At 61.4% G+C, this 21,411-nt stretch carries 18 protein-coding genes, 1 tRNA gene and 2 pseudogenes; 14 read left to right on the top strand and 7 right to left on the bottom strand.

The genetic code is table 11. From position 1 onward, the window contains the following. Positions 1-3 precede the first annotated feature (3 nt). Positions 4-519, bottom strand: a complete 516-nt coding sequence (locus tag C8K44_RS18805; protein WP_109577314.1) for a DUF192 domain-containing protein — start codon at positions 517-519, stop codon at positions 4-6. 155 nt (positions 520-674) lie between these two features. Next, positions 675-1,247 carry a cold-shock protein gene (locus C8K44_RS18800; protein WP_348626338.1) on the bottom strand — a complete coding sequence of 191 codons (573 nt, stop codon included), beginning with the start codon at positions 1,245-1,247 and terminating at the stop codon, positions 675-677. A 249-nt stretch (positions 1,248-1,496) separates the two neighbouring features. On the opposite strand from C8K44_RS18800, the gene gloA reads away from it, so the two are divergent. Continuing rightward, entirely contained in the window at positions 1,497-1,937 is a 441-nt protein-coding gene (gene gloA / locus C8K44_RS18795; protein ID WP_109577312.1) for a lactoylglutathione lyase, read from the top strand. A gap of 3 nt (positions 1,938-1,940) precedes the next feature. On the opposite strand, the gene C8K44_RS18790 is transcribed toward gloA, so the two are convergent. Both C8K44_RS18790 and ilvA read right to left on the bottom strand, forming a co-directional pair. Then, a complete protein-coding gene (locus C8K44_RS18790; protein WP_109577311.1) occupies positions 1,941-2,480 on the bottom strand; it encodes a DUF1697 domain-containing protein in 540 nt (179 codons plus the stop codon). After that, positions 2,477-3,733, bottom strand: a complete 1,257-nt coding sequence (gene ilvA, locus C8K44_RS18785; RefSeq protein WP_109577310.1) for a threonine ammonia-lyase IlvA — start codon at positions 3,731-3,733, stop codon at positions 2,477-2,479. The genes C8K44_RS18790 and ilvA overlap by 4 nt, the downstream gene beginning before the upstream one ends. A 153-nt stretch (positions 3,734-3,886) precedes the next feature. Here ilvA and C8K44_RS18780 point away from each other — a divergent pair, with 153 nt between their 5' ends. Both C8K44_RS18780 and C8K44_RS18775 read left to right on the top strand, forming a co-directional pair. After that, positions 3,887-5,344, top strand: coding sequence for a TrkH family potassium uptake protein (locus C8K44_RS18780; RefSeq protein ID WP_109577309.1), 1,458 nt, complete (start codon positions 3,887-3,889; stop codon positions 5,342-5,344). A gap of 179 nt (positions 5,345-5,523) precedes the next feature. Continuing rightward, positions 5,524-6,603 (top strand): alpha/beta hydrolase, encoded by a 1,080-nt coding sequence (locus tag C8K44_RS18775; RefSeq protein WP_109577308.1) that lies wholly within the window; start codon positions 5,524-5,526, stop codon positions 6,601-6,603. A 75-nt stretch (positions 6,604-6,678) separates the two neighbouring features. Here the strand turns inward: C8K44_RS18775 and ade are convergent, their stop codons facing one another. Then, positions 6,679-8,490, bottom strand: coding sequence for an adenine deaminase (gene ade / locus C8K44_RS18770; protein WP_109577307.1), 1,812 nt, complete (start codon positions 8,488-8,490; stop codon positions 6,679-6,681). A gap of 197 nt (positions 8,491-8,687) precedes the next feature. Here ade and C8K44_RS18765 point away from each other — a divergent pair, with 197 nt between their 5' ends. From C8K44_RS18765 to C8K44_RS18745, 5 genes and pseudogenes are all read left to right on the top strand, one after another. Beyond that, positions 8,688-8,915, top strand: a complete 228-nt coding sequence (locus C8K44_RS18765; protein ID WP_146203966.1) for a hypothetical protein — start codon at positions 8,688-8,690, stop codon at positions 8,913-8,915. Between the two features lie 69 nt (positions 8,916-8,984). After that, positions 8,985-9,069, top strand: a tRNA-Leu gene (locus C8K44_RS18760). A 263-nt stretch (positions 9,070-9,332) separates the two neighbouring features. Further along, positions 9,333-9,662 carry a hypothetical protein gene (locus C8K44_RS18755; protein ID WP_109577305.1) on the top strand — a complete coding sequence of 110 codons (330 nt, stop codon included), beginning with the start codon at positions 9,333-9,335 and terminating at the stop codon, positions 9,660-9,662. Positions 9,663-9,677: 15 nt separating this feature from the next. Then, positions 9,678-10,286 (top strand): annotated as a pseudogene (locus C8K44_RS18750) (transporter); the annotation flags it as partial. A gap of 501 nt (positions 10,287-10,787) precedes the next feature. After that, positions 10,788-11,027, top strand: coding sequence for a DUF2188 domain-containing protein (locus C8K44_RS18745; protein WP_109577439.1), 240 nt, complete (start codon positions 10,788-10,790; stop codon positions 11,025-11,027). Positions 11,028-11,076: 49 nt separating this feature from the next. On the opposite strand, the gene C8K44_RS18740 is transcribed toward C8K44_RS18745, so the two are convergent. Together C8K44_RS18740 and wrbA are read right to left on the bottom strand one after the other, a co-directional pair. Further along, a complete protein-coding gene (locus C8K44_RS18740) occupies positions 11,077-12,072 on the bottom strand; it encodes an alpha/beta hydrolase (protein WP_109577438.1) in 996 nt (331 codons plus the stop codon). Positions 12,073-12,192: 120 nt separating this feature from the next. Beyond that, positions 12,193-12,822 (bottom strand): NAD(P)H:quinone oxidoreductase type IV, encoded by a 630-nt coding sequence (gene wrbA / locus C8K44_RS18735; RefSeq protein ID WP_067961485.1) that lies wholly within the window; start codon positions 12,820-12,822, stop codon positions 12,193-12,195. Between the two features lie 183 nt (positions 12,823-13,005). Between wrbA and C8K44_RS18730 the strand changes: the two genes are divergently transcribed. The 6 genes and pseudogenes from C8K44_RS18730 to C8K44_RS18705 all read left to right on the top strand — a co-directional run. Further along, positions 13,006-13,746, top strand: a complete 741-nt coding sequence (locus tag C8K44_RS18730; RefSeq protein ID WP_109577303.1) for a competence/damage-inducible protein A — start codon at positions 13,006-13,008, stop codon at positions 13,744-13,746. Positions 13,747-13,868: 122 nt separating this feature from the next. Beyond that, positions 13,869-14,708: a universal stress protein gene (locus C8K44_RS18725; RefSeq protein ID WP_109577302.1), complete on the top strand. Its 840-nt coding sequence runs from the start codon at positions 13,869-13,871 to the stop codon at positions 14,706-14,708. A gap of 116 nt (positions 14,709-14,824) precedes the next feature. Beyond that, the gene (gene gpt, locus C8K44_RS18720; protein WP_109577301.1) at positions 14,825-15,322 is read left to right on the top strand and encodes a xanthine phosphoribosyltransferase; all 498 of its coding nucleotides are present in this window, start codon (positions 14,825-14,827) and stop codon (positions 15,320-15,322) included. Between the two features lie 143 nt (positions 15,323-15,465). Then, the gene (locus tag C8K44_RS18715) at positions 15,466-15,957 is read left to right on the top strand and encodes an NUDIX hydrolase (protein ID WP_109577300.1); all 492 of its coding nucleotides are present in this window, start codon (positions 15,466-15,468) and stop codon (positions 15,955-15,957) included. 632 nt (positions 15,958-16,589) lie between these two features. After that, positions 16,590-20,375, top strand: coding sequence for a vitamin B12-dependent ribonucleotide reductase (locus tag C8K44_RS18710; protein ID WP_109577299.1), 3,786 nt, complete (start codon positions 16,590-16,592; stop codon positions 20,373-20,375). 805 nt (positions 20,376-21,180) lie between these two features. Further along, positions 21,181-21,411 (top strand): annotated as a pseudogene (locus C8K44_RS18705) (hypothetical protein); the annotation flags it as partial.

The following is a 21,411-nucleotide window of genomic DNA, read 5'->3' as shown; positions in this document are numbered from 1 at the left end:
GTCTCAGGGGTTGCCGGCTACCGCTGCGATCGCCCTGTGCTTGAGCATGACGCCCCTGGCGATTCCCGTCTTGGCCGCGGTTCCCGCCTTGAGTTCAAGCACGAAACGCGCCGGCTCTTCGGGTGCTATGACCGCTTCGGAAAATGGCGTGCCCGGCAGCACGTCCAGCACCTTGCCGTCAGGCCCGGCAAAAACCAGGTCGAGCGGCAGCGGCGTGTTCTTCATCCAGAAACCGACCGGCTGGGTCTGTTCGAACACGAAAAGCATGCCCTGATCGTCGGCAAGGTCCTTGCGGAACATCAGTCCCATGGCGCGCTCGCCCGGCTCGTCGGCAATCTCGATGCGGAACGGCACATCCCTCTTGGCCGTCACCGCGATCAACGGCTCGGCATCGACGGGCAAGGCCATCGCTTCTTGCGCGACGCTCGCGGAAGATACGGCCAACGAAACGACAAAAGCCGGCCCCGCAAGCAATGCAGCACCGAGCGCTCCGGCGATCAAAACTCTGCGTAAGGTCATAAAATCCCTTGCCACATCAGGGGCGTGTTGGGGTTTCTGGTCAGGCCGAGCCGAAAATGGAGGATTCCGAGAACCGGAACGGAGCGTACATTCGGGTACGTGAGTACCGGAAGCGCAGGAAGCCGCCATTTGCAGGCCGGCCTCACCTGAAACCTTTAGTGCGAGACCGGCAAGGTCCCTAGATCGGGATGAATTTCGGCAGCCATAAGGCCTTTGTCGCCTTTGCCGAAACGAACCAGCACCACCTGCCCGGGCCGAAGCTCGGTCACGCCGAAGCGGCGCAGCGTTTCCATGTGGACAAAAATGTCCTCGGTGCCTTCGCCGCGCGTCAGGAAACCAAAGCCCTTGGTGCGGTTGAACCACTTGACCAGCGCGCGCTCGAGACCACTCTCCGCCGTCACCGCGACATGGGTGCGCTGTTCCTGCATTTCGGCGGGATGCACGGCGGTCGAATTGTCGATGGAGAGCACACGAAAAGCCTGCAGGCCGCGGTCGCCCTGCTTGACCAGGCAAACGACGCGCGCACCTTCGAGCGCTGTCTGGAAACCGTCACGTCGCAGGCAGGTAACATGCAGCAGCACGTCGCTTCCAACACCGCTGTCGGGAAGAATGAAGCCGTAGCCCTTGGCCACGTCGAACCATTTAATGGCGCCGGAAATCTCGACCAAACCGGCATCGCCACTGCTGTCGCCATGTTCGAGTGCATCACGGCCAGAGCCGTTGTGCATCAAGAGAGAGGCCTTTTCCCCCATCAGAACGCCCCCTTTCCTTGCAAACGCCATTACTGATTCTTGAGATTAGATTAACACTTCCACTTTGGACTTACGCAAGGGCCGGCCAGTCATTTTTCGACTTGGCCCCGAGATAGGCACAAGCTTCACACCAGTTCCGCAGAAAAGTGGTTGCAGCGGTTGCCGAGAGCGCGCCGGCCGCCCTATGTATCGGCGCGACATCCCTAAAACATCAGAGGAACAGCGATGCGCTATCTCCACACCATGGTCCGCGTCAAAGACGTCGACGCCTCTTTGGACTTCTATTGCAACAAGTTCGGCATGAAGGAGGTTCGTCGCTCCACCAACGAGAAGGGCCGCTATACGCTGATCTTCCTCGCCGCCTCCGAAGACGTGGGCGCGGGCACCGAGCGACAGACGCCGCTGCTCGAACTGACCTTCAACTGGGACACGGAAGACTATCAGGGCGGCCGCAATTTCGGCCACCTCGCCTATGAGGTCGACGACATCTACGCCACCTGCCAGGACCTGATGAACAAGGGTGTCACCATCAACCGCCCGCCGCGCGACGGCAACATGGCCTTCATCAAGTCCCCCGACGGCATCTCGATCGAGCTGCTGCAGAAGGGTGAGCGCAAGGCACCGGCAGAACCATGGCTGTCGATGCCGAACACCGGCAGCTGGTAGCCCTCAGGCCTTTCTAGCCATCTCCAGCAAAGTCAGCACGGTGCGCCAGTTGCGCGCCGTGCCCGGCACCTTGAGCGTGCGCGGCAGAATTTCCGCGAATTTCGAACTGCCCAGCCCGTCCGGCGCGTGGAGATAAAGGATGTCGCCCTTGACTTCAAAGCGCTCGGGACCGGAGTTGCGCTCGCTCAGCGGCGCGATCTCAGCCACGGCGGGTGCGCGCTCCAGCGCATAGGCGTGCAGTTTCTTGTGGTCGTCCGCCACTTCGGGATAGGGATTTTCCGTCACCAGCCTCTCGTACCAGCCGAGATCGCGCACCACGATGCGCGAATGGAAGCCCCAGCGCTTTTCGAAGGCCGCTTCGATCGTTGCGGTCAGCGCCACGACATCGGCGGCATCTGCCTTGAACACCACATTGCCGCTCTGGATATAGCTTTCGACATTGGCAAAACCGAGTTCCTCGAAGAACGCCCTGAGTTCGGCCATCTTGACGATGCGGTTGCCGCCAACATTGATGCCTGAAAACAGCGCAACGAAGACGTTCATATGATGAAGCCGCCCAGCGTCTCGTTGTCGGTGATGTCCTGATACTGCACACCTTCGACATCGAAGCGCGCCCTGAGCAGGTCGAAATTGCGCCGGTCCTTGGTCTCGATGCCGATCAGCACCGAACCGAAATTGCGGGCCGACTTCTTGAGGTACTCGAACCGGGTGATGTCGTCCTCGGGTCCCAATAGCTCGAGGAAGTCGCGAAGCGCGCCGGGCCTCTGAGGGAAACGGATGATGAAATACTTCTTCAGCCCCTCAAAGCGCAGGGCGCGCTCCTTGACATCGGGCAGGCGCTCGAAGTCGAAGTTGCCTCCCGACACCACCGCAACCACCGTCTTGCCCTTCAGCTCTTTCTTGGAAAAATCCTTGAGCGCGTCGATCGCCAGCGCGCCTGCGGGCTCCAGCACCACGCCCTCGACATTGAGCATCTCGATCATGGTGGCGCAGAGCCGGTTTTCGGGCACCAGCTTGACCGTGTCGGAAGCAAATTCCTTGAGCAGACGCAGCGGCTCGCGCCCGATCTCGGCAACCGCTGCGCCATCGACAAAGTTGTCGACCTTGGTGAGTTTCACGCGTTTGCCGGTGGCGAGGCTGTCGCGCAGGCTGGGGGCGCCGGCCGGCTCGCAGAAGACGAAACGCGATGAGCTGCCGGTTTCGGCAAAGTAGCGTGTGACACCGGCCGACAATCCGCCGCCGCCGACGGGCAAAAGCACCATGTCGGGAGCCTTGCCACCAGGCATCTGCGCCATGATCTCAAGGGCAACCGTCGCCTGGCCTTCGATGATGTCCTTGTGGTCGAAGGGTGGAACCATGTGTCCGCCTGAGCTTTCGGCAAATTCGAGCGCCGCACGGTAGCAATCGTCGAAGAAATCGCCGACCAGCTTGATCTCGACGAACTCACCGCCAAACAGCCTGGTCTTGTCGATCTTCTGCTGCGGCGTCGTCACAGGCATGAACACCACGCCCTTCTTGCCGAAATGGCGACAAACGAAGGCAAACCCCTGGGCGTGGTTACCGGCCGAAGCACAGACGAAGAGCTCGGCCTTGTTGCCGGCCGCAAGGGTCTTGCGAAAGAAGTTCAACGCGCCGCGAATCTTGTAGGAGCGCACCGGCGTCAGGTCTTCGCGCTTGAGAAGCACGCGCGCGCCAGTCTTGCGGGAAAGATAATCGTTCTCCTGCAGCGGTGTCTCGGGAAACAGTTGCCGCACCACCTTGGCTGCCAGCGAAACCCTTTCGGCAAAACTGGTCATGGCTTGGGCACTCCTGAAATCGACCGGGCAAATGCTGTGGCCCGCGCCACCGCGCTATTGCATATTCAGCGCAGCGAAGCCACTGTCGGCTCTCGCCGTCAGCTACAAACCGGCTTATTGGCTCGCCGCGATACTTATTGGGGACCTGTCTCGGTGAACAGAATTGCCGTTCGTGCTGCGATCCATATCGCGGCCGTCTTTGCCATCTACCTGTCCGTAGCCATGCTCATCCCGGCGGCCGTCGACCTCTACTATGGCAATGACGACTGGCGGTCCTTCGCCTTCACGGCCATGTTCATGGGCGGCCTGGCGTTGGCGGTAGCGCTCGCAACTCAAGGGCGTGTACCGCCAGCCAATACCCGCTTCGGCTTCCTTTTGGTCAACTTCTTGTGGATCACCCTGGCGATCGCCGGTGCGGTTCCGTTTATGACCTCGTCGCTGCATCTCGGCATCACCGACGCCTTCTTCGAATCGGTGTCCGGCGTCACCACCACCGGCTCAACCGTCATCAACGGCCTCGACACTGCACCGCCCGGCATCCTGATCTGGCGCTCGCTGCTCAGCTTCATGGGCGGCCTGGGCGTCATCGCGCTGGGCCTCTTCCTGTTGCCGTTCCTCAACATCGGCGGCGTGTCCTATTTCAAGATCGAATCCTCCGACATCGAGGACCGCCCGTTCGAACGCTTCCAGACCTTCACCGTCAGCCTGATCGGCATCTACACGGTGCTGGTCGTGGCCTGCACCATCTCCTACACGGCGGCCGGCATGGATGGCTTCCACGCCATCAACCACGCCATGTCGACGGTCGCCACCGGCGGATTCTCGACCCACGACACCTCGTTTCTGCGCTATGCCAACAACCCCGCTATCCTATGGACCGGCATCGTCTTCATGTTCATCGGCGGCTTGCCGTTTTCGATCATGATCCTGTTTGCCGTGCGCGGACGGCTCGACGCACTGCGCGATCCGCAGATCCGCGTTTATGCCGGCTACTGCATTGTCTTTGCGGTGGCTGTGGCGGTCTATCTCCGCGTCAGCATGGGCATGCCCTTCTTCACCGCACTTACCCATTCGACCTTCAATCTGATGTCGATCATCACCACCGCAGGTTTTGCCAGCGACGACTACAGCCTGTGGGGGCCGTTTGCCATTGGCTGCATCTTCGTCGCCACGTTCCTCGGCGGCTGCTCGGGCTCGACCACCGGCGGCATCAAGGCCTATCGCTTCCTTGTCTTGTTCGAGCTCCTGTCGAACGGTCTGCGCCGCCTGATCTACCCCAACACGGTGACACCGGTGCGTTACGGCGACCGCACCATCGCGCCTGACATGCAAAGCGCCGTTGTGCTCTTCATCGCCTCTTTCATGGTGCTGTGGGCGATCACCATTGTGTTGCTGAGTGCCACCGGCCTCGACTTCATCACTGCGGTCACCGGCTCGCTGACATCGCTCACCAATGTCGGTCCAGGTCTTGGCCCGGTCATCGGGCCGATGGGTAACTTTTCCTCGCTACCCGATGCCGCCAAGTGGATCTGCTCGGCTGCGATGCTGCTCGGGCGCCTTGAAATCCTCGCCGTCCTGGTGATCTTCACGCCAACTTTCTGGGGCCGCTAACTTTGTGAACTCAGGTGCGGAAGTCCTTGTTTCCGCCACAATTTTGGCATTCCGGCAACACTCGGCCAGCGATGTCCGCCCGCCCTGTCTTTTTCGGCTGGACCCGACTTACTTCCGCCACTATCAGGCCCTCCCGAGGATGGCACGCTGTACGCCTTGCCCGTCAGAGAGATCAAAAATTGTCTTCGTCGAAGTTCTGCATAGCCATCGCTGCCCTCCTGCTGTCCGGTTGCATCGGGCAGCCGTCCGGCGCGCTGTTGACGGGCGCGGTGGTGAATGTCCCCGTCTCGGAAATCGCCGGCAACCACGCGATCTTCGTCGCCTCCACCCGCGAGCGCGCCGTTGACGACAAGCAGGTCTTCGATCGCGACCGCTCGGCGACGCTCAATTTCGCGCGCGTCGACGTCACCGTGCCGAAGACCCACAAGACCGGCCAGATCGAACTGCGCAATCGCAAGGATCCCGATCCGACCAAGTACTTCACCGCAACCAACGCGACCGGCTACGCAACGCAGCCGGAATTTTCCAGGGCGCTCAGTGCCGACATCGCCGCGCGCGGCGGCCGGGCCATGCTGTTCGTGCACGGCTACAACACGTCCTTCGATGCCGGCGTCTACCGCGCCACCCAGATCGCGCATGACTCAGGCTACACCGGCACGCCGGTGCTGTTTTCCTGGGCTTCAGGCGGCAGCACGACCGACTATGTCTACGACAAGGAAAGCGCCGCCGCCGCTCGCGACCAGCTTGAGGTGACCTTGCGCATGCTTGCCCAGTCGGGCGCCCGCCGCATCGACATCGTGGCGCATTCGATGGGCACCTGGGTGACCATGGAAGCGCTGCGCCAGCTGGCGCTGACCGGCGACCGCGACCTTGGCGGCAAGCTCGGCGACGTCGTGCTCGCCTCGCCCGACATCGATGTCGACGTATTCAAGAGCCAGATGCGCCGCTACGGCAAGCCGACCAAGCCGTTCTTCCTGATGACTTCGGGCGACGACCGTGCGCTCAAGCTGTCGGGCATCCTGGCCGGCTCCAAGCCGCGCCTTGGCGACTACAAGAACGCCGCGGATCTTGCCGAATATGGCGTGATCGTTGTCGACCTGTCGGATGCCAAGAGCGGCGACTCGTTCAACCACACCAAGTTCGCCGACAACCCGCAAATGGTGAAGCTGCTCGGCCAGCGCCTGCGCGCCGACGACGGATTTGCCAGCGACCGCGAGGTCACCGACCGCATCAACAATCTCGGCGGCGGGCTGCAGTAAGGCCGCTTGCCTGGAGAAACAACAAAGGGCGCCCTCGGCCGCCCTTTTTGCTAGCCGAACGGTCCGCGATCCGACCTAGAGAAAAAGATCGACCTTTTCGAAAGTCCTGACGTCGACGAGCCCGACGTCGGAAATCCTGAGTTCGGGAATGACCACCAGCGCCAGCAGCGAGTGCTGCATGTAGGCATTGTTGAGGCTGCAGCCCATGTCGCGCATGGCCTGGACCAGCTTGTCGGCCTTGGCGGCGACGATCTCGGCGCGTTCGTCCGACATCAGGCCGGCGATCGGCATTTCGACCAGCGCCAGTTCCTTGCCTCCGGAAAAAAGCACCACGCCCCCGCCCACCTGCCCGAGCCTGTTGGAGGCGAGTGCCATGTCGGCCTTGTTGGTGCCGACCACAATCATGTGGTGGCTGTCATGCGCCACCGTCGAGGCCAGCGCACAGTCCTTCATGTAGCCGAAGCCTGAGACAAAGGCGTTGGTCACGGCACCGGTGCCGCGATGGCGCTCGACAAGTGCGATCTGGCAGACGTCGTTGCGGCGATCCATGACGACCAGCCCGTCCTCGACGGCAAGATCGGCCTCCAGCGCGCGCGTCGGCGCCTGGTTTTCGATGACGCCGATGACACGCACGCGCACCTCGTTTGCGCCTTCGGGTGCCTTGATGTCGAAATCGGCTGCCTTGAGCTTCTTGCCCAGTTTCACCGTCTTCTTCGCTTCGGTGGGATAGGCATAGGCCGGGATGTCGATGTCGAGCTTGCCAGCCTTGGCCACCCGCACGCCCCGCGCATAAACCTCGTCGATCTTGAGTTCGGCGAGATCCGAGACGATCAGCACGTCGGCCAGCCGGCCCGGTGTGATCGAGCCGAGTTCGCGCTCGATGCGGAAATGCTGGGCGGTGTTGATCGTTGCCATCTGGATCGCCGTCACCGGCTTCAGGCCCTGCTGGATGGCGTGGCGCACGACGCGGTCCATATGCCCCTCATGCACCAAAGTGCCGGAATGGCTGTCGTCGGTGCACAGGATGAAGCTGCGTGGGTCGATGCCCTGCTCGGTCACCGCCTTGATCTGGCTGGCGACGTCGTACCACGCCGAGCCGAGCCGCAGCATAGCCTTCATGCCCTGGCGGACGCGGGCGATGGCGTCCTCGGCACGCGTGCCCTCGTGGTCGTCCTCTGGGCCGCCGGCGACATAACCGTGGAACGGCAGGCCGAGATCGCGTGAGGCGTAGTGCCCGCCCACCGTCTTGCCGGCCTTCACCGTCTCGGCGATCTCGCCCGACATGACCGGATTGTTGGCGGCGACGCCGGGGAAATTCATGACCTCGCCCAAGCCGATGATGTTCTCCCAGGTCATCGCCTCGGCGACGTCCTCGACCGTCAGCGCGGCACCGGCATTCTCCAGCCCAGGCGCCGACGGCACGCAGGACGGCATCTGCACATGCACGTTGATCGGCATGGCAAGTGCCTCGTCATGCATCAGCCTGACGCCGGGCAGGCCAAGCACGTTGGCGATCTCGTGCGGGTCGATGAACATCGAAGTCGTGCCGTGCGGGATCACCGCGCGGCAAAACTCGGTGACCGTCACCATGCCGCTCTCGACATGCATGTGAGCGTCGCACAGGCCGGGCACGAGGTAGCGCCCGCCGGCGTCAACGACCTTGGTGCCCTGGCCGATGGCGTGGCTGGCGTTGGGCCCGCAATAGGCGAAGCGCCCGGCAACGATGGCGACATCCGTGCCGGCAATGATCTCGCCCGAATGCACGTTCACCCAGCGACCGTTGCGGATGACGAGATCGGCCGGCCGTCGCCCCATGGCGACGTCGACCAGAAGCGGCGCGGTCTCGGTCCATGGAAGCGTCTTGGCGAAATTGGTTTTGCTGGGCATGTCTGGGGGATTCCTGAATTCTCTATCGCAACTGTAGCGGAAGCGACGGCGGAATACAGGGGCTTGCTAGGCGGAAGGATTTTTCCACACCTTGGCAGCGCTGTTCAAGTGATACCCCGCTTCGCCGCCCCTCTCCGGCCAAATGGTGTATGCAGAATCAAAGCCGCGACTCGCGGCGCTGTTGAATGGCGGACCTGATGGCAATCAAATTCACCGAAAAGACAACCACGGTCGCGGCAAAACCGACACCTGCCAAGGCAGCGGCCGATGCGGCGGCACCAAAGGTCGTGGCCAAGGACGCACCGAAAAAGCCTGTCCGAAAGGCGGCTCGAAAGACTGCGAAGCCCGCGACCGCCGAATCGCCACTGTTGCCACTCGACACCAGCCAGGCAAGCTCCTCGCCCGATGAGCCAGGCAAGGCATAGGCACGGCTTTCATTTCAAGCGCTTGACGGGACTTGCAATCTTGCCCGGCTGCTTTACCAGTCGGCGCGAGCGGACGTGGCGAAACTGGTAGACGCAAGGGACTTAAAATCCCTCAGCCTCGGCTATGCGGGTTCGATCCCCGCCGTCCGCACCACATTGAAATCATTACGTTATCAACAAGGCGCCACGCCTTCGGCCACCTTTTGGGACTCGCTGGCTCAAGGCAGGCCTTTGAAAATGAGCAGGTTGCAATGACAGGCGCCGCGCTGGCGTACCGGCCCTGAGGCTCATGGGCAAGTCGACAAACCCAGCGGAATCGGAAGAAATGTCTTGGCGCGGCAAGCCGTGCTACTCTCACTATCGGGGAATTCCGGACACATCCGCGATGTGCCGGTCGCAGCTGGAGAGGGACAAAGTATGACCAGACCGTTCCCATGGGTGCTCGCGGCAGCGTCCGTTTTGGCTGCAGCCATCCCGTCCACTCAGCAGGCATATGCCACCGAGGCCGTTGCCGGCCGCTACATACCGGGTGCCTATGCCCGCCCCGGTGCCGGGATCGTGCCACCCGTCCCGGGAGCGTATTTTGACATCGCCAATGTCTATTATCACGGCAATGCGGGCGGCAACGTGCCGTTTGGCGACAATCAGGTCGCCGTCGGCCTGAAGGCCGACATCTGGACCACCGCACTGGCGGGGATCTACGTTCCCAAACAGGATCTGCCCGGCAACTGGACCTACGCCGTCTAGGGTGCTGTCCCTGTCGGCTGGGTCCGCGCCGAGGCCGATGTCGGTCCCCTGGCTTCAGTCGACGAAGTGGCCGGGTTGGGCGACATCGCCTTCGCGCCGATCTTGCTCGGCTGGCACAACGACGCCATGAATACGTTTTTCTCGACCTCGCTAACGGTAACCGCGCCCACCGGAGAATGGGAGAAGGGGGCCCTAGCCTTCGTCGGCCTGAACTACTGGACCTTCACGCCTGCGGTTGCGTTTACCTATCTGGTACCGGAGCACGGCCTCGACCTCTCGGCCAATCTAGGTATCGACATCAACACCAAGAACACTGCCACCGATTACTATAGCGGCGCGACGGCCCACCTCGATCTCGCCGTCACGAAGAACTTGACCGAGAATTTTGCCCTGGGCGCGGTCGCAGGCTTTCTGTATCAATTCGAGGACGATCGGGGCACGTTCGCCGATGCCCACGACGGCTTCAAGGGACGTTCGATTGGGCTGGGGCCACTTGTGCGCTACAAGGCCAAGTTCGGAGAAAACACCGAGCTCGACCTCAACCTAAAATGGGTTCACGAGGTTGACGTCGAGAACCGCATGAAGGGCGATGCGGTCTTTTTCGACGTTGCAGGTAAGTTCTGACCCCGAATACCCATCGGATGCGCCCCAAAGCGGGCAATTTTGCCCGCTGGCACGGGTGCCATGCGACCAAACCCTGTGATTCGTGGTAATTTTGCCACAACCACGTGTTTTTCGCCACGTCAACCCCACGCCTGAAAATTGAAGCCTGCTCCTGAGTGCAATACAAATTTACCGGGGTGGCGGGAGTGAAAGTGGGGAGTTGGGTATGCAGTACAATTGGGAACGTGCACCAAACTTTTGGGAAAAACACCGTAACGCCTGTTATGGGCTCGCAGTCGCGATATGCGGGGCATGGATCGTGCTCTTCATAGTTCCGGCCTGACATCGCACAACCAGACCCGACAGAGCAGACGATCTTAGCCGCGCGATGCAACCAATTGCGCCCGGCAACGTTTGAGCCGGCATGACCGCCGTCGAGGACGCGCCGGGCAGCCCGCATAGGCTGCGATGGATGCAGAAGTGCTGGTGGCCAACGACATCTCATCATCCGTGAGGGAGATCATGGCAAAGCTCGTCTATGAAGTCGTCCAGCACGACGGTGGTTGGGCGTACAAGGTCGGTGACACGTTCTCCGAGACCTTTCCCACCCACGATCATGCTCTTCGCGCCGCCGAAACTGCCGCCGCAGAACAGCGGGTGTCCGGCTCGACCGATGGTATCCAGTATGAGGACAGCGAAGGCCGCTGGCATGACGAACTTGCCAAGGGCGACGACCGTCCCGATACCGAAGTTTCCGAATAGAGCGGTTCGGGCGCGGTGTTTGCGACCGCAATCTCGATCGGTGTTGTAGCTATTGCATCGGCGTCCGTGCGGACAATGCGAAGGCCTTTGCTGCCGTGCGCACGATCAACGCTGCGACCCGATCCGGCTCGATGAACTGCGGCATATGCCCGAGACCGTCGACCAGATCGAGTTCCATATTTCGGATACGGCCGGTGAGCGACTGGCCGTTTAGTCGATAGTCGATGACACGGTCGGACGTGCCAAAGAGCACGCCCACAGGCACGGCGATCTCTTCGTAACGCGCCTCTACGTCGCCGAGATCGCGCTCGATCGCCACGAGATCGGCCGAAGTCGCATAGATGTGGCTACGCCGAAGTCCGGCGAGCCCGCCGCCGACGGTGCCATAATCCTTCGTCGGCTCTTGCGGCCCGAAAACGAAGCCTAGCGTCTGCGGGGCATATTTGAGGGATGTAGGCACCCACACGGTCTGCGCCATGAGGCGACGCAGAAGCGCTGAGCGGACGTAAAGCGACCTGAATTCCGGCCGCAACTCATCTTCGAGATGGGTCAAGGGCGATAGCAAGACCAGACCGGACATAGCTTCGGGGTGTTCCAGCGCCAGCGTCAGCGCCACCGCCCCACCGAGCGAATGGCCGACGACCAGCGGCTTTTCCAACCCCAGTTTCTTGATGACGCGGTACACGACCTCGGCTTGCTCGCGCAGGCTGCCCGCGAAATCAGACGGTCGCGACGAGTAGCCCGAACCCGGCCGATCAAGTGCTATCAGCCTGAACTCACCGTCCAGCCGCGAAAACAGCGTGCCGCTGAAATGGTGCAGTTGTCCGCCGAGCCCATGAAGGAAGACGATCGGCCTGCCCTGCCCCTGATCGACGTAGTGGATGCGATGGCGGCCAAATTCGAGAAATCTGCCCGAAGCCGGAACCGCGCGTTCGGCTTCCTTCGCGATACGGCTTGTCGCCAGCACGAAATAGCCGACGACCAATGCCACAGCCAGGAAGGCAATGCTGGCGACCCAGCCCAAAACCGTGAATGCCGTCGCCATCGAACCTCCGCCGAACACCGCAGCAGCTTAGCCGCCTGCGGCGCCTCGACAAAGCCCACGAAACACAAAACGGGCGGCCTTTCGACCGCCCGTTGCTAAAATCACTTTAGTTGAAGCCTGTTAGGCGACTTCTTTCACAGCATTCGAGCCCTTGCCGTGCAGGCGAATGGCAATCTCGGCCACGCGCTTGCCCTGGAAGTGGGCGCCTTCGAGCTCCTGCGCCGAAGGCTGGCGCGAGCCGTCACCATCGGAGGTGGTGGTCATGCCGTAAGGTGCGCCGCCGCGGACCACGTCGTTGCCCATCTGGCCCTGGTAGGCATAAGACAGCGGCACGATAACCATGCCGTGGTGCTGCAAGTGGATCTGGGCGTTGATCAGCGCCAGTTCAGCGCCACCGTGCTGGGTCGCGGTCGAAACCATCACCGAGCCGACCTTGTCGAGCAAAGCGCCCTTGGCCCAGAGCGGGCCGGTCTGGTCGAGGAAGTTCTTCATCTGCGAAGCCATGGTGCCATAGCGGGTGGCGGTGCCGATGATGATGCCGTCATAGTCGGCCAGTTCAAGCGGATCGGCGATCGGTGCTTCCTGGTCGAGCTTGTAATAGGCGGCCTTGGCGACAGCCTCGGGAACGAGTTCAGGGACGCGCTTGATGGTCACGTCGGCGCCAGCGGCGCGCGCACCTTCGGCAGCGGCCTTGGCCATCTGCTCCATGTGGCCCCAACTGGAATAGTACAGGACAAGAATCTTAGCCATTTCATCGCTCCAAATCGGGAAAATCTCGCGGCGCCATCTTGGGTTGGCGTCTGGGAGAGATGTAATGCAAAGCCCGTTCAATGAAAGCACTGCAATGCGTGACGCATCGTTCACAGATCGGCGACTATTGCTCGCCAAGCCTGCCGGCGCTATCTGACGGAGGCCCACAATGGAGCTTTCGAAATGGCCGAAATCGTCACCGCAGCAATGGTCGTCATCGGCGACGAGATCCTGTCTGGCCGAACCAACGACAAAAACATCGGCCACCTCGCCGACATGATGACTGCCTCGGGCATCGACCTCAGGGAAGTGCGCATCGTGGCCGACGACGAAGACGAGATCGCCGCCGCCGTCAACGCGGTGCGCGCGCGCTACGATTATGTCTTCACCACTGGCGGCATTGGCCCGACGCATGACGACATCACCGCCGACTCGATCTCCAAGGCGTTCGGCGTGCCGTGCGAATACGAACCCCGTGCCTATGCCATGCTTGAGGCCAACTATGCCTCGCGCGGCATCGAGTTCTCCGAGGCACGCAAGCGCATGGCGCGCATGCCACGCGGTGCCGAACTCATCGAAAACCCTGTTTCGGTCGCACCTGGCTTCCGCATCGGCAACGTCCACGTCATGGCCGGCGTACCCTCGATCTTCCAGGCAATGCTCGACAATGTCATGCCGACGCTGAAAACCGGCACCAAGCTTTTGTCGACGACCGTGCAGTGCCCCTATGGCGAAGGCACCATCGGCGGCCCACTCGCCGAAATCCAGGAAGCGCACCCTGACACGATCATCGGTTCTTATCCGAAATATCTCGACGGCACGTTCTGGACCGAACTTGTCGTGCGCTCGCGCTCGCAGGAAGCCATGGATGTCGCGCGTGTTGCCATCGAATCAATGCTTGCGGACATAGCAAAAGCGGCCTGAACCCAAACACCCGATCCAAAATCGATGATTCCAACTCCTCGATCCAAGTCACATTGGAACAAGAGCGGGCATGATAGTGTTTCTTTGCTGAGCGCATTTCGGCTCGCGCCAAGGAGGACGCCATGCCATTCAAGACAATCGTCGTCATCATCCAGAGCGAGCGCGACGTCGCCCGGGTTCTCGATGTGGCGATCCCCTTTGCCGACCGGCACGAAAGCCACCTCATAGGTGTTCACGCCGAAGCGCTGGCGATGCCCTACACCACCGCCGTAGGCTTCCCCGACACCGAGTTCATCCAGGCCAACGCCGATCTTTGCAAGGAGCGCGCCGAAAAGGTTCAAAAGGCCTTCCTCGGCCGCATCGAGGGAGCCGGCGTATCGTTCGAATGGCGCAGTTTCGAGAGCTTTTCCGGCGACAGCGCCCTTTCCGGCGTCGAAAGTGCGCGCTGCGCGGACATCGTCATCGTTGGCCAAGGCGCTCCCGACGCCAAGGATTCGGTCGCGGCCGACATCGACTCCCTGATCTACGAGGCCGGCCGGCCGGTATTGGTGGTGCCACATTCTGCTCCTCTGATCTCGACATTTCGCCGCATCCTCGTTGCCTGGAACGGCAGCCGCGAGGCGGCACGCGCCGCCTTCGACGCCCTGCCCTTCATCCTCGAGGCGGATTCCACCGAAATCCTCGTCATCGACCCGATCGAGACAGCGGCCCAAAGCATCGACGCCGCCGGCGCTGAGATCGCGGCCGCTTTCGCGCGCCATGGCGCCAAGGTTTCGGTCAGCGTCGAGGAGTCCCGCGGCCATACCGTCGATGCGGTCATTCACAACAAGGTTGTCGAAACCGGTGCCGACCTTCTGGTGATGGGCGCCTACAGCCATTCGTGGCTGCGCGAGTTCCTGTTTGGCGGCGTCACCCGCAGCGTCCTGCAGGCCGGCGACGTCGCGATCTTGCTGTCGCGTTGATGAAGCCCGCGAAACTCCTCGCCCCGCCCTTGCCAAGGACGGGGCTTTCCGGCTAATTCCGCCTGCATTCCCTTATATCCGCGCCGTCTGGCGCGCCGAGCCGGAGTGCGCGTCACATGTCTCTTCCCGAAAAAGCCTTTCCCGTATCCTGGGACCAATTCCACCGCGATGCCCGCGCGCTCGCCTGGCGTCTCGCCGGCGTCAATCCGCAGTGGAAGGCGATCGTGTGCATCACCCGCGGCGGCCTCGTGCCGGCGGCCATCATCTCGCGCGAGCTCGGGATCCGACTGATTGAAACGATCTGCATCGCGTCTTACCACGACTACACCTCGCAGGGTCAATTGCAGGTTCTCAAGGAGATCACCCCGACCCTGCTCGAAGGCGAAGGCGAAAACGTTCTGATCGTCGATGACCTTACCGATACCGGCAAGACGGCGGCCATCGTTCGCGCGGTGATGCCCAAGGCGCATTTCGCCACAGTCTACGCCAAACCCAAGGGCCGGCCGCTGGTCGACACCTTCGTCACCGAAGTCTCCCAGGACACCTGGATCTATTTCCCCTGGGATCTCGGTTTCACCTACCAGAAGCCGATCGCCGACGACCACAAAGGCTGATCGCTCTTCTTCCTCCGACGTCACCAACGCCCAGCCCTCAAGCTGGGCGTTTTCGTTAGGAGTCTATTTACTTTTGTTACGGAGAATTAACCGTACACTTCGCGATACGGCGCATGATTCTACAATTCAGGTAGGGCCTGCCGATGCTGATGAAACCCGTCTACCACAGCCATCTTGTCGAACGGCTGCGCCGACTGTTCGGTGCGCCGGCCTGCAGGCTTCAGGTTGCCGCGCTGCCCTGGCACCGAACCTCCGCCGGCATCGAAATCATGCTCATCACCAGTCGCGACACCGGTCGCTGGGTTCTGCCCAAGGGCTGGCCGGAAACATCCGAACGATTGTGCGAGACCGCGGCGCGCGAGGCGAGCGAGGAAGCCGGCCTTAGCGGCTCCGTCGATACCCGCGAAGCCGGCCGCTATTTCTATCTCAAGGAACTTTCAAGCGGCGAACAAGTCGCTTGCGAGGTGCTTGTCTACCCCCTCGAGGTGCGCAAGGTCGCCGAAAAATGGAAAGAGCGGCGCCAGCGCACGCGCAAGTGGGTGTCGCCCAACGAAGCCTCGCGCATGGTCAATGAACCCGATCTTTGCCGGCTGATCTCGTCTTTCGGCGTGGCCCAGGGAAAAATCGCAGCCTGAGCGCATCAGGCGCGGCCGGCTGGCTGCGTTTTTTTCGAGCCCGTTTAGTTGGTCGCCGGCTTCGTTTTCGAAACCGGTTCTCCCCGTTATCCACATAAGTGACACACAAGATGTTGGGGTCACAAAATCTGCATAAACGAATTCTTGACCTTCCCCCCCGAGTCGCTTTTTATGACTCAAGCGCGCTTGTAGAGCACGTGACCGGAATGTTTTGAGGCCGGTCCTTTTCTCCAGATTTAGTGAGTTCTCGCTCGCATTTGCACCTGCCAGGCGGGGCGCTGTCGCGTGCGATTCCGAAGTGTCCAAGGGGTTTGCGGGTAGAAATTGGGGACTGGCGGAAATGTTCTGTTAATACTATATTTAGTGTTTGCAGGCAGATTGGACGCTAGATAGTGTGAGTTGTCCCTCATCGAGGGAGTCGCCATCAAAGTTTCAGTTCGACGGGCCCGGGATGGGCCGCAGGCTTGAAGGAAGACACCTCTACCTGGAGGTTTCCCACGCAAGCGGCGGCTAGCTCGGGAAAAGGCAACCGGCCGTCCAGGCAGCCGGGTCAAACGGGCTTGCGTCTTTCGCACAAGCAACGGGAAATTTCCCGCGAAAGACGCTATATATAGACAAAAGGAAATCGACCGATGCGCATCGAGCGGCGTTTCACCAAGGATGGACAATCGGCCTATGCGGAGATCGAATTCCGCAAGGCCCTCTCCGAGATCAAGAATCCGGATGGCTCGGTAGTCTTCCGGCTCGACAACATCGACGTGCCCGCGCAGTTTTCCCAGGTCGCGGCCGACATTCTGGCGCAGAAGTACTTCCGCAAGGCTGGTGTGCCCGCCCGCCTGAAGAAGGTCGAGGAAAACGATGTTCCTTCCTTCCTGTGGCGCTCTGTCGCCGATGAGGCCGAACTCGAAAAGCTGCCCGAAAGCGAGCGCTACGGCTCCGAGATCGACGCCCGCCAGGTGTTCGACCGTCTCGCCGGCACCTGGACCTACTGGGGCTGGAAGGGCGGCTACTTCAAGTCCGAGGACGACGCCCGCGCCTTCAAGGACGAGTTGTCCTACATGCTCGCCACCCAGCGCGTCGCGCCGAACTCGCCGCAGTGGTTCAACACCGGCCTGCACTGGGCCTATGGCATTGACGGCCCCGGCCAGGGCCATTTCTATGTCGATCCCTTCACCGGCAAGCTGACCAAGTCGAAGTCGTCTTACGAACACCCCCAGCCGCACGCCTGCTTCATCCAGTCGGTCGCCGACGACCTCGTCAACGAGGGTGGCATCATGGATCTGTGGGTGCGCGAGGCGCGCCTGTTCAAATACGGCTCGGGCACCGGCTCCAACTTCTCGCATCTGCGCGGCGAAGGCGAAAAGCTGTCGGGTGGCGGCAAGTCGTCGGGACTGATGAGCTTCCTCAAGATCGGCGACCGTGCGGCGGGCGCCATCAAGTCGGGCGGCACCACGCGCCGCGCGGCCAAGATGGTCGTCGTCGACGTCGACCATCCCGATATCGAATCCTATATCGACTGGAAGGTGAAGGAAGAGCAGAAGGTCGCGGCTCTCGTCACCGGCTCCAAGATCGTCAAGCAGCACCTCGCCAAGATCATGGCGGCCTGCGTCAACTGCGAAGGCCAGGACGACGATTGCTTCGACCCGGCGATCAACACCGCGCTCAAGCGCGAGATCAAGGCCGCCAAGAAGAACTCGGTGCCGGAGAACTACATCTACCGCGTCATCCAGTTCGCCAAGCAAGGCTACACCTCGATCGATTTCAAGACCTACGACACCGATTGGGATTCGGAGGCCTACCTCACCGTTTCGGGTCAGAACTCCAACAATTCGGTCTCGCTCAAGGACGACTTCCTGCGCGCTGTCGAGCAGGACAGCGACTGGCACCTGACCGCCCGCAAGGATGGCAAGGTTCTGAAGACGCTCAAGGCACGCGACCTGTGGGAAAAGATCGGCTACGCCGCCTGGGCGTCGGCCGATCCGGGCCTGCACTTCAACACCACGATGAACGACTGGCACACCTGCGCCTCGGCTGGCGCGATCCGCGCCTCGAACCCGTGCTCGGAATACATGTTCCTCGACGACACCGCCTGCAACCTGGCGTCGATCAACCTTCTGCCCTACCGCAACACCGACGGCACCATCGACATCGCGGCCTACGAGCACACCGTGCGCCTGTGGACCGTCGTGCTCGAAATCTCGGTGATGATGGCGCAGTTCCCGTCCAAGGAAATCGCCAAGCTGTCCTACGAATACCGTACGCTGGGCCTCGGCTACGCCAATATCGGCGGCCTGCTGATGACCTCTGGCATTCCTTATGACTCCGACGAAGGCCGCGCCATCGGCGGCGCGCTGACGGCGATCATGACCGGCGTGGCTTATGCCACCTCGGCAGAGATGGCCTCCGAACTCGGCGCCTTCGCCGACTACGACCGCAATGCGTCGAACATGCTGCGCGTCATGCGCAATCATCGCCGTGCCGCCTATGGCGACAAGGGCGGCTACGAAAAGCTGTCGGTCCACCCGGTGCCGCTGGTCGCTTCCGACCTCAAGCAGCCCGAACTGGTGACGCATGCCCGCGCTGCCTGGGACCGTGCCATCGAGCTCGGCGAGAAGCATGGCTACCGCAACGCCCAGGCAACGGTCATTGCGCCGACCGGCACGATCGGCCTGGTCATGGATTGCGATACCACCGGCATCGAGCCTGACTTCGCACTGGTGAAGTTCAAGAAGCTCGCCGGCGGCGGCTACTTCAAGATCATCAACCGCGCCGTGCCCGAAGCGCTGCGCACGCTAGGCTACAGCGAGGCCCAGATCGCCGAGATCGAGGCCTATGCCGTCGGCCACGGCAACCTCAACCAGGCACCGGGTGTGAACCCCGGCTCGCTGAAGGCGAAGGGCTTCACCGACGAGAAGGTCGAGGCGCTGAACGCCGCCCTCAAGAGCGCCTTCGACATCAAGTTCGTCTTCAACAAGTGGACGCTCGGCGAAGACTTCTGCAAGGACGTGCTCGGTCTCACCGACGCACAGCTCAACGACTTCTCGTTCGAGATGCTGCCCGCACTCGGCTTCTCCAAGCGCGACATCGAAGCCGCCAACATCCATGTCTGCGGTGCGATGACTCTCGAGGGAGCACCATTCCTGAAAGAAGAACACCTCGCCGTGTTCGACTGCGCCAATCCGTGCGGCAAGATCGGCAAGCGTTATCTCTCGGTCGAAAGCCACATCCGCATGATGGCGGCCGCCCAGCCCTTCATCTCGGGTGCCATCTCCAAGACCATCAACATGCCCAATGAGGCGACGGTCGAGGACTGCAAGAGCGCCTACATGCTGTCGTGGAAGCTGGCGCTCAAGGCCAACGCGCTCTACCGCGACGGCTCCAAGCTGTCGCAGCCGCTGAACGCCTCGCTCATATCGGATGAGGACGAGTATGAAGACGACGCCGTCGAGGCTTTGATCGCAGCCCCCGCCGCCGCCAAGGCGGTGCAGGTCACCGAAAAGATCGTCGAGCGTGTCATCGAGCGCCTCTACCGCGAGCGTGAAAAGCTGCCGAACCGCCGCAAGGGCTACACCCAAAAGGCCGTCGTCGGCGGCCACAAGGTCTATCTGCGCACCGGAGAGTTCGACGATGGCCGCCTCGGCGAGATCTTCATCGACATGCACAAGGAAGGTGCTGCCTTCCGCGCGATGATGAACAACTTCGCCATCTCGATCTCGCTCGGCCTGCAGTACGGCGTGCCGCTCGACGAATATGTCGAGGCCTTCACCTTCACCAAGTTCGAGCCGGCCGGCATGGTCGTCGGCAACGATGCGATCAAGAACGCCACCTCGATCCTCGACTATGTCTTCCGCGAGCTCGCCGTTTCCTATCTCGGCCGCCACGACCTGGCCCATGTCGACCAGTCGGATTTCGACAAGACGGCGCTCGGCAAGGGCATCACCGAAGGCAAGGCCCTGCCCTTCTCCAAGGGCCTGACCCGCGGCGCCTCCCCGCTCAAGGTCGTCTCCGGCGTGACCGGCAACGATCCCAAGGGTTCGGCTGCGGCAAGCCCGGCACGTACTACGCCCGTGACCGCCTTCTCCGGCTCCAACGTGCTGTCGCTCGCGCCAAAGGCTGCGATTTCGGCTGAAGCGTCCACCGCCTACAAGCGCGACTATGAAGAGCGCGCCAAGGAACTGGCCGAGGAAATCACGGTCGAACAGACCAGTGAGGAAACGACGGTCACCACCTCGCTGTTCACCGACGCCGCGGCCCAGGAAGCGGCGGACGCCAAGAAGGTCGCCGCCGACCGCCGCGCCAAGTCGATGCTGCAGGGCTACACCGGCAATTCCTGCTCGGAGTGCCAGAACTTCACCATGGTGCGCAACGGTACCTGCGAGAAGTGCGACACCTGCGGTGCGACGTCAGGGTGTTCGTGAGGAGTATCTGATCGGTGATGATGTGAGCGGACGCATAGTTTGGTCAGAAATTACCAAAGATTGCCTCAAACTGTAAAAAGTAACGAGGTTTGTCCCGACCTCCACTGAGAAAAAAGACCCGAGCGCCTTGCCTCGGGTCTTTTGATTCTAAGACGGCAGCAGCCTTGGTGTCGATCTTTCCAGTGAAGGGGAACGGCAGCTGATAGTCCTTGTCGTTGATTTCGCTTCGGGTATCGACACCGACGTCGAAGGTCTCGTCTGCGACCTGCTGGAAGCCGGTCCAGTGTCCTGCTCACCGGTGGCGATGACAGCGCCATCGACCTTCAGTTGCCACGGTCCAGCCGATCATTAGCAACAACCTCAAGGATGGGTTCGACCTTCGCTCGACGTCGATCTGGAACGTTAACCTGGAAGCGATTATTCGATCCCCTTCGGCTTCGGTGTCAGTTTAACAACAAGGTGACGGCGAACGCTTTCATCAAGCCGCAATACACCGTGTTTAGCCATGGGCCGGACAGCCCCGAATGTCATATATTCGCAGGGGTTAACTTCCAGTTCGCCATTGCGGAGCCAGATTGCCGGACTCCTGCCGTGGAGTACCAAAAAAGGCGTACGTCGGCCGGGACCTTCCTCGATTGGCAATGTCGGCGGCTGAGGCAGCGCAAACCGCCGCCAATTAAATGTTGCGTACTTCCCAAATTACCCAAAGGTGGGCAGGGTAAACCGCAATTCGCAGCGGCCAGCAGCGCGGGAGTCCTTGTCGGCGAGCCGCAGAAATATGCACCGAGTAGGAGGCCGCGAAGTCATGAAGCATGCGTATCTGTTGGTAGCCGCTGTTTTGGCCTTGGTCCCGATGGCGTCGGCGCAGAATGCTCCGGATAAAATGTCCATCGAGCAGATCGAGGAGGAGAAGGCCTATGCCGCCGGAATCCAGGTGGCGCTCTGGGGCCGTCCGTTAGTCGACAACGTCCACACACTGTCCGCAGCGCTGAAGGCGAATGCTGTCGGTCTGAACTATTTCAGGAAGTTCTCCGAC

This window comes from Aminobacter sp. AP02 (genome assembly GCF_003148805.1).
GTDB lineage: Bacteria > Pseudomonadota > Alphaproteobacteria > Rhizobiales > Rhizobiaceae > Aminobacter.
The sequence above is the reverse complement of the archived record's forward strand: the minus strand, read 5'-3'. Positions and strand labels throughout refer to the sequence as shown.

Bases quoted from the DNA above. Each gene is read 5' to 3' on its own strand.
- gloA (WP_109577312.1), top strand. From the start codon at position 1,497: ATGCGCTATCTCCACACCATGGTCCGCGTCAAAGACGTCGACGCCTCT.
- C8K44_RS18725 (WP_109577302.1), top strand. From the start codon at position 13,869: ATGCCATTCAAGACAATCGTCGTCATCATCCAGAGCGAGCGCGACGTC.
- ilvA (WP_109577310.1), bottom strand. From the start codon at position 3,733: ATGACCAGTTTTGCCGAAAGGGTTTCGCTGGCAGCCAAGGTGGTGCGG.
- C8K44_RS18715 (WP_109577300.1), top strand. From the start codon at position 15,466: ATGCTGATGAAACCCGTCTACCACAGCCATCTTGTCGAACGGCTGCGC.
- C8K44_RS18805 (WP_109577314.1), bottom strand. From the start codon at position 519: ATGACCTTACGCAGAGTTTTGATCGCCGGAGCGCTCGGTGCTGCATTG.
- C8K44_RS18800 (WP_348626338.1), bottom strand. From the start codon at position 1,247: ATGCACAACGGCTCTGGCCGTGATGCACTCGAACATGGCGACAGCAGT.
- C8K44_RS18755 (WP_109577305.1), top strand. From the start codon at position 9,333: ATGACCAGACCGTTCCCATGGGTGCTCGCGGCAGCGTCCGTTTTGGCT.
- C8K44_RS18790 (WP_109577311.1), bottom strand. From the start codon at position 2,480: ATGAACGTCTTCGTTGCGCTGTTTTCAGGCATCAATGTTGGCGGCAAC.
- C8K44_RS18765 (WP_146203966.1), top strand. From the start codon at position 8,688: ATGGCAATCAAATTCACCGAAAAGACAACCACGGTCGCGGCAAAACCG.
- C8K44_RS18745 (WP_109577439.1), top strand. From the start codon at position 10,788: ATGGCAAAGCTCGTCTATGAAGTCGTCCAGCACGACGGTGGTTGGGCG.
- C8K44_RS18710 (WP_109577299.1), top strand. From the start codon at position 16,590: ATGCGCATCGAGCGGCGTTTCACCAAGGATGGACAATCGGCCTATGCG.
- gpt (WP_109577301.1), top strand. From the start codon at position 14,825: ATGTCTCTTCCCGAAAAAGCCTTTCCCGTATCCTGGGACCAATTCCAC.
- C8K44_RS18730 (WP_109577303.1), top strand. From the start codon at position 13,006: ATGGCCGAAATCGTCACCGCAGCAATGGTCGTCATCGGCGACGAGATC.
- wrbA (WP_067961485.1), bottom strand. From the start codon at position 12,822: ATGGCTAAGATTCTTGTCCTGTACTATTCCAGTTGGGGCCACATGGAG.
- ade (WP_109577307.1), bottom strand. From the start codon at position 8,490: ATGCCCAGCAAAACCAATTTCGCCAAGACGCTTCCATGGACCGAGACC.
- C8K44_RS18740 (WP_109577438.1), bottom strand. From the start codon at position 12,072: ATGGCGACGGCATTCACGGTTTTGGGCTGGGTCGCCAGCATTGCCTTC.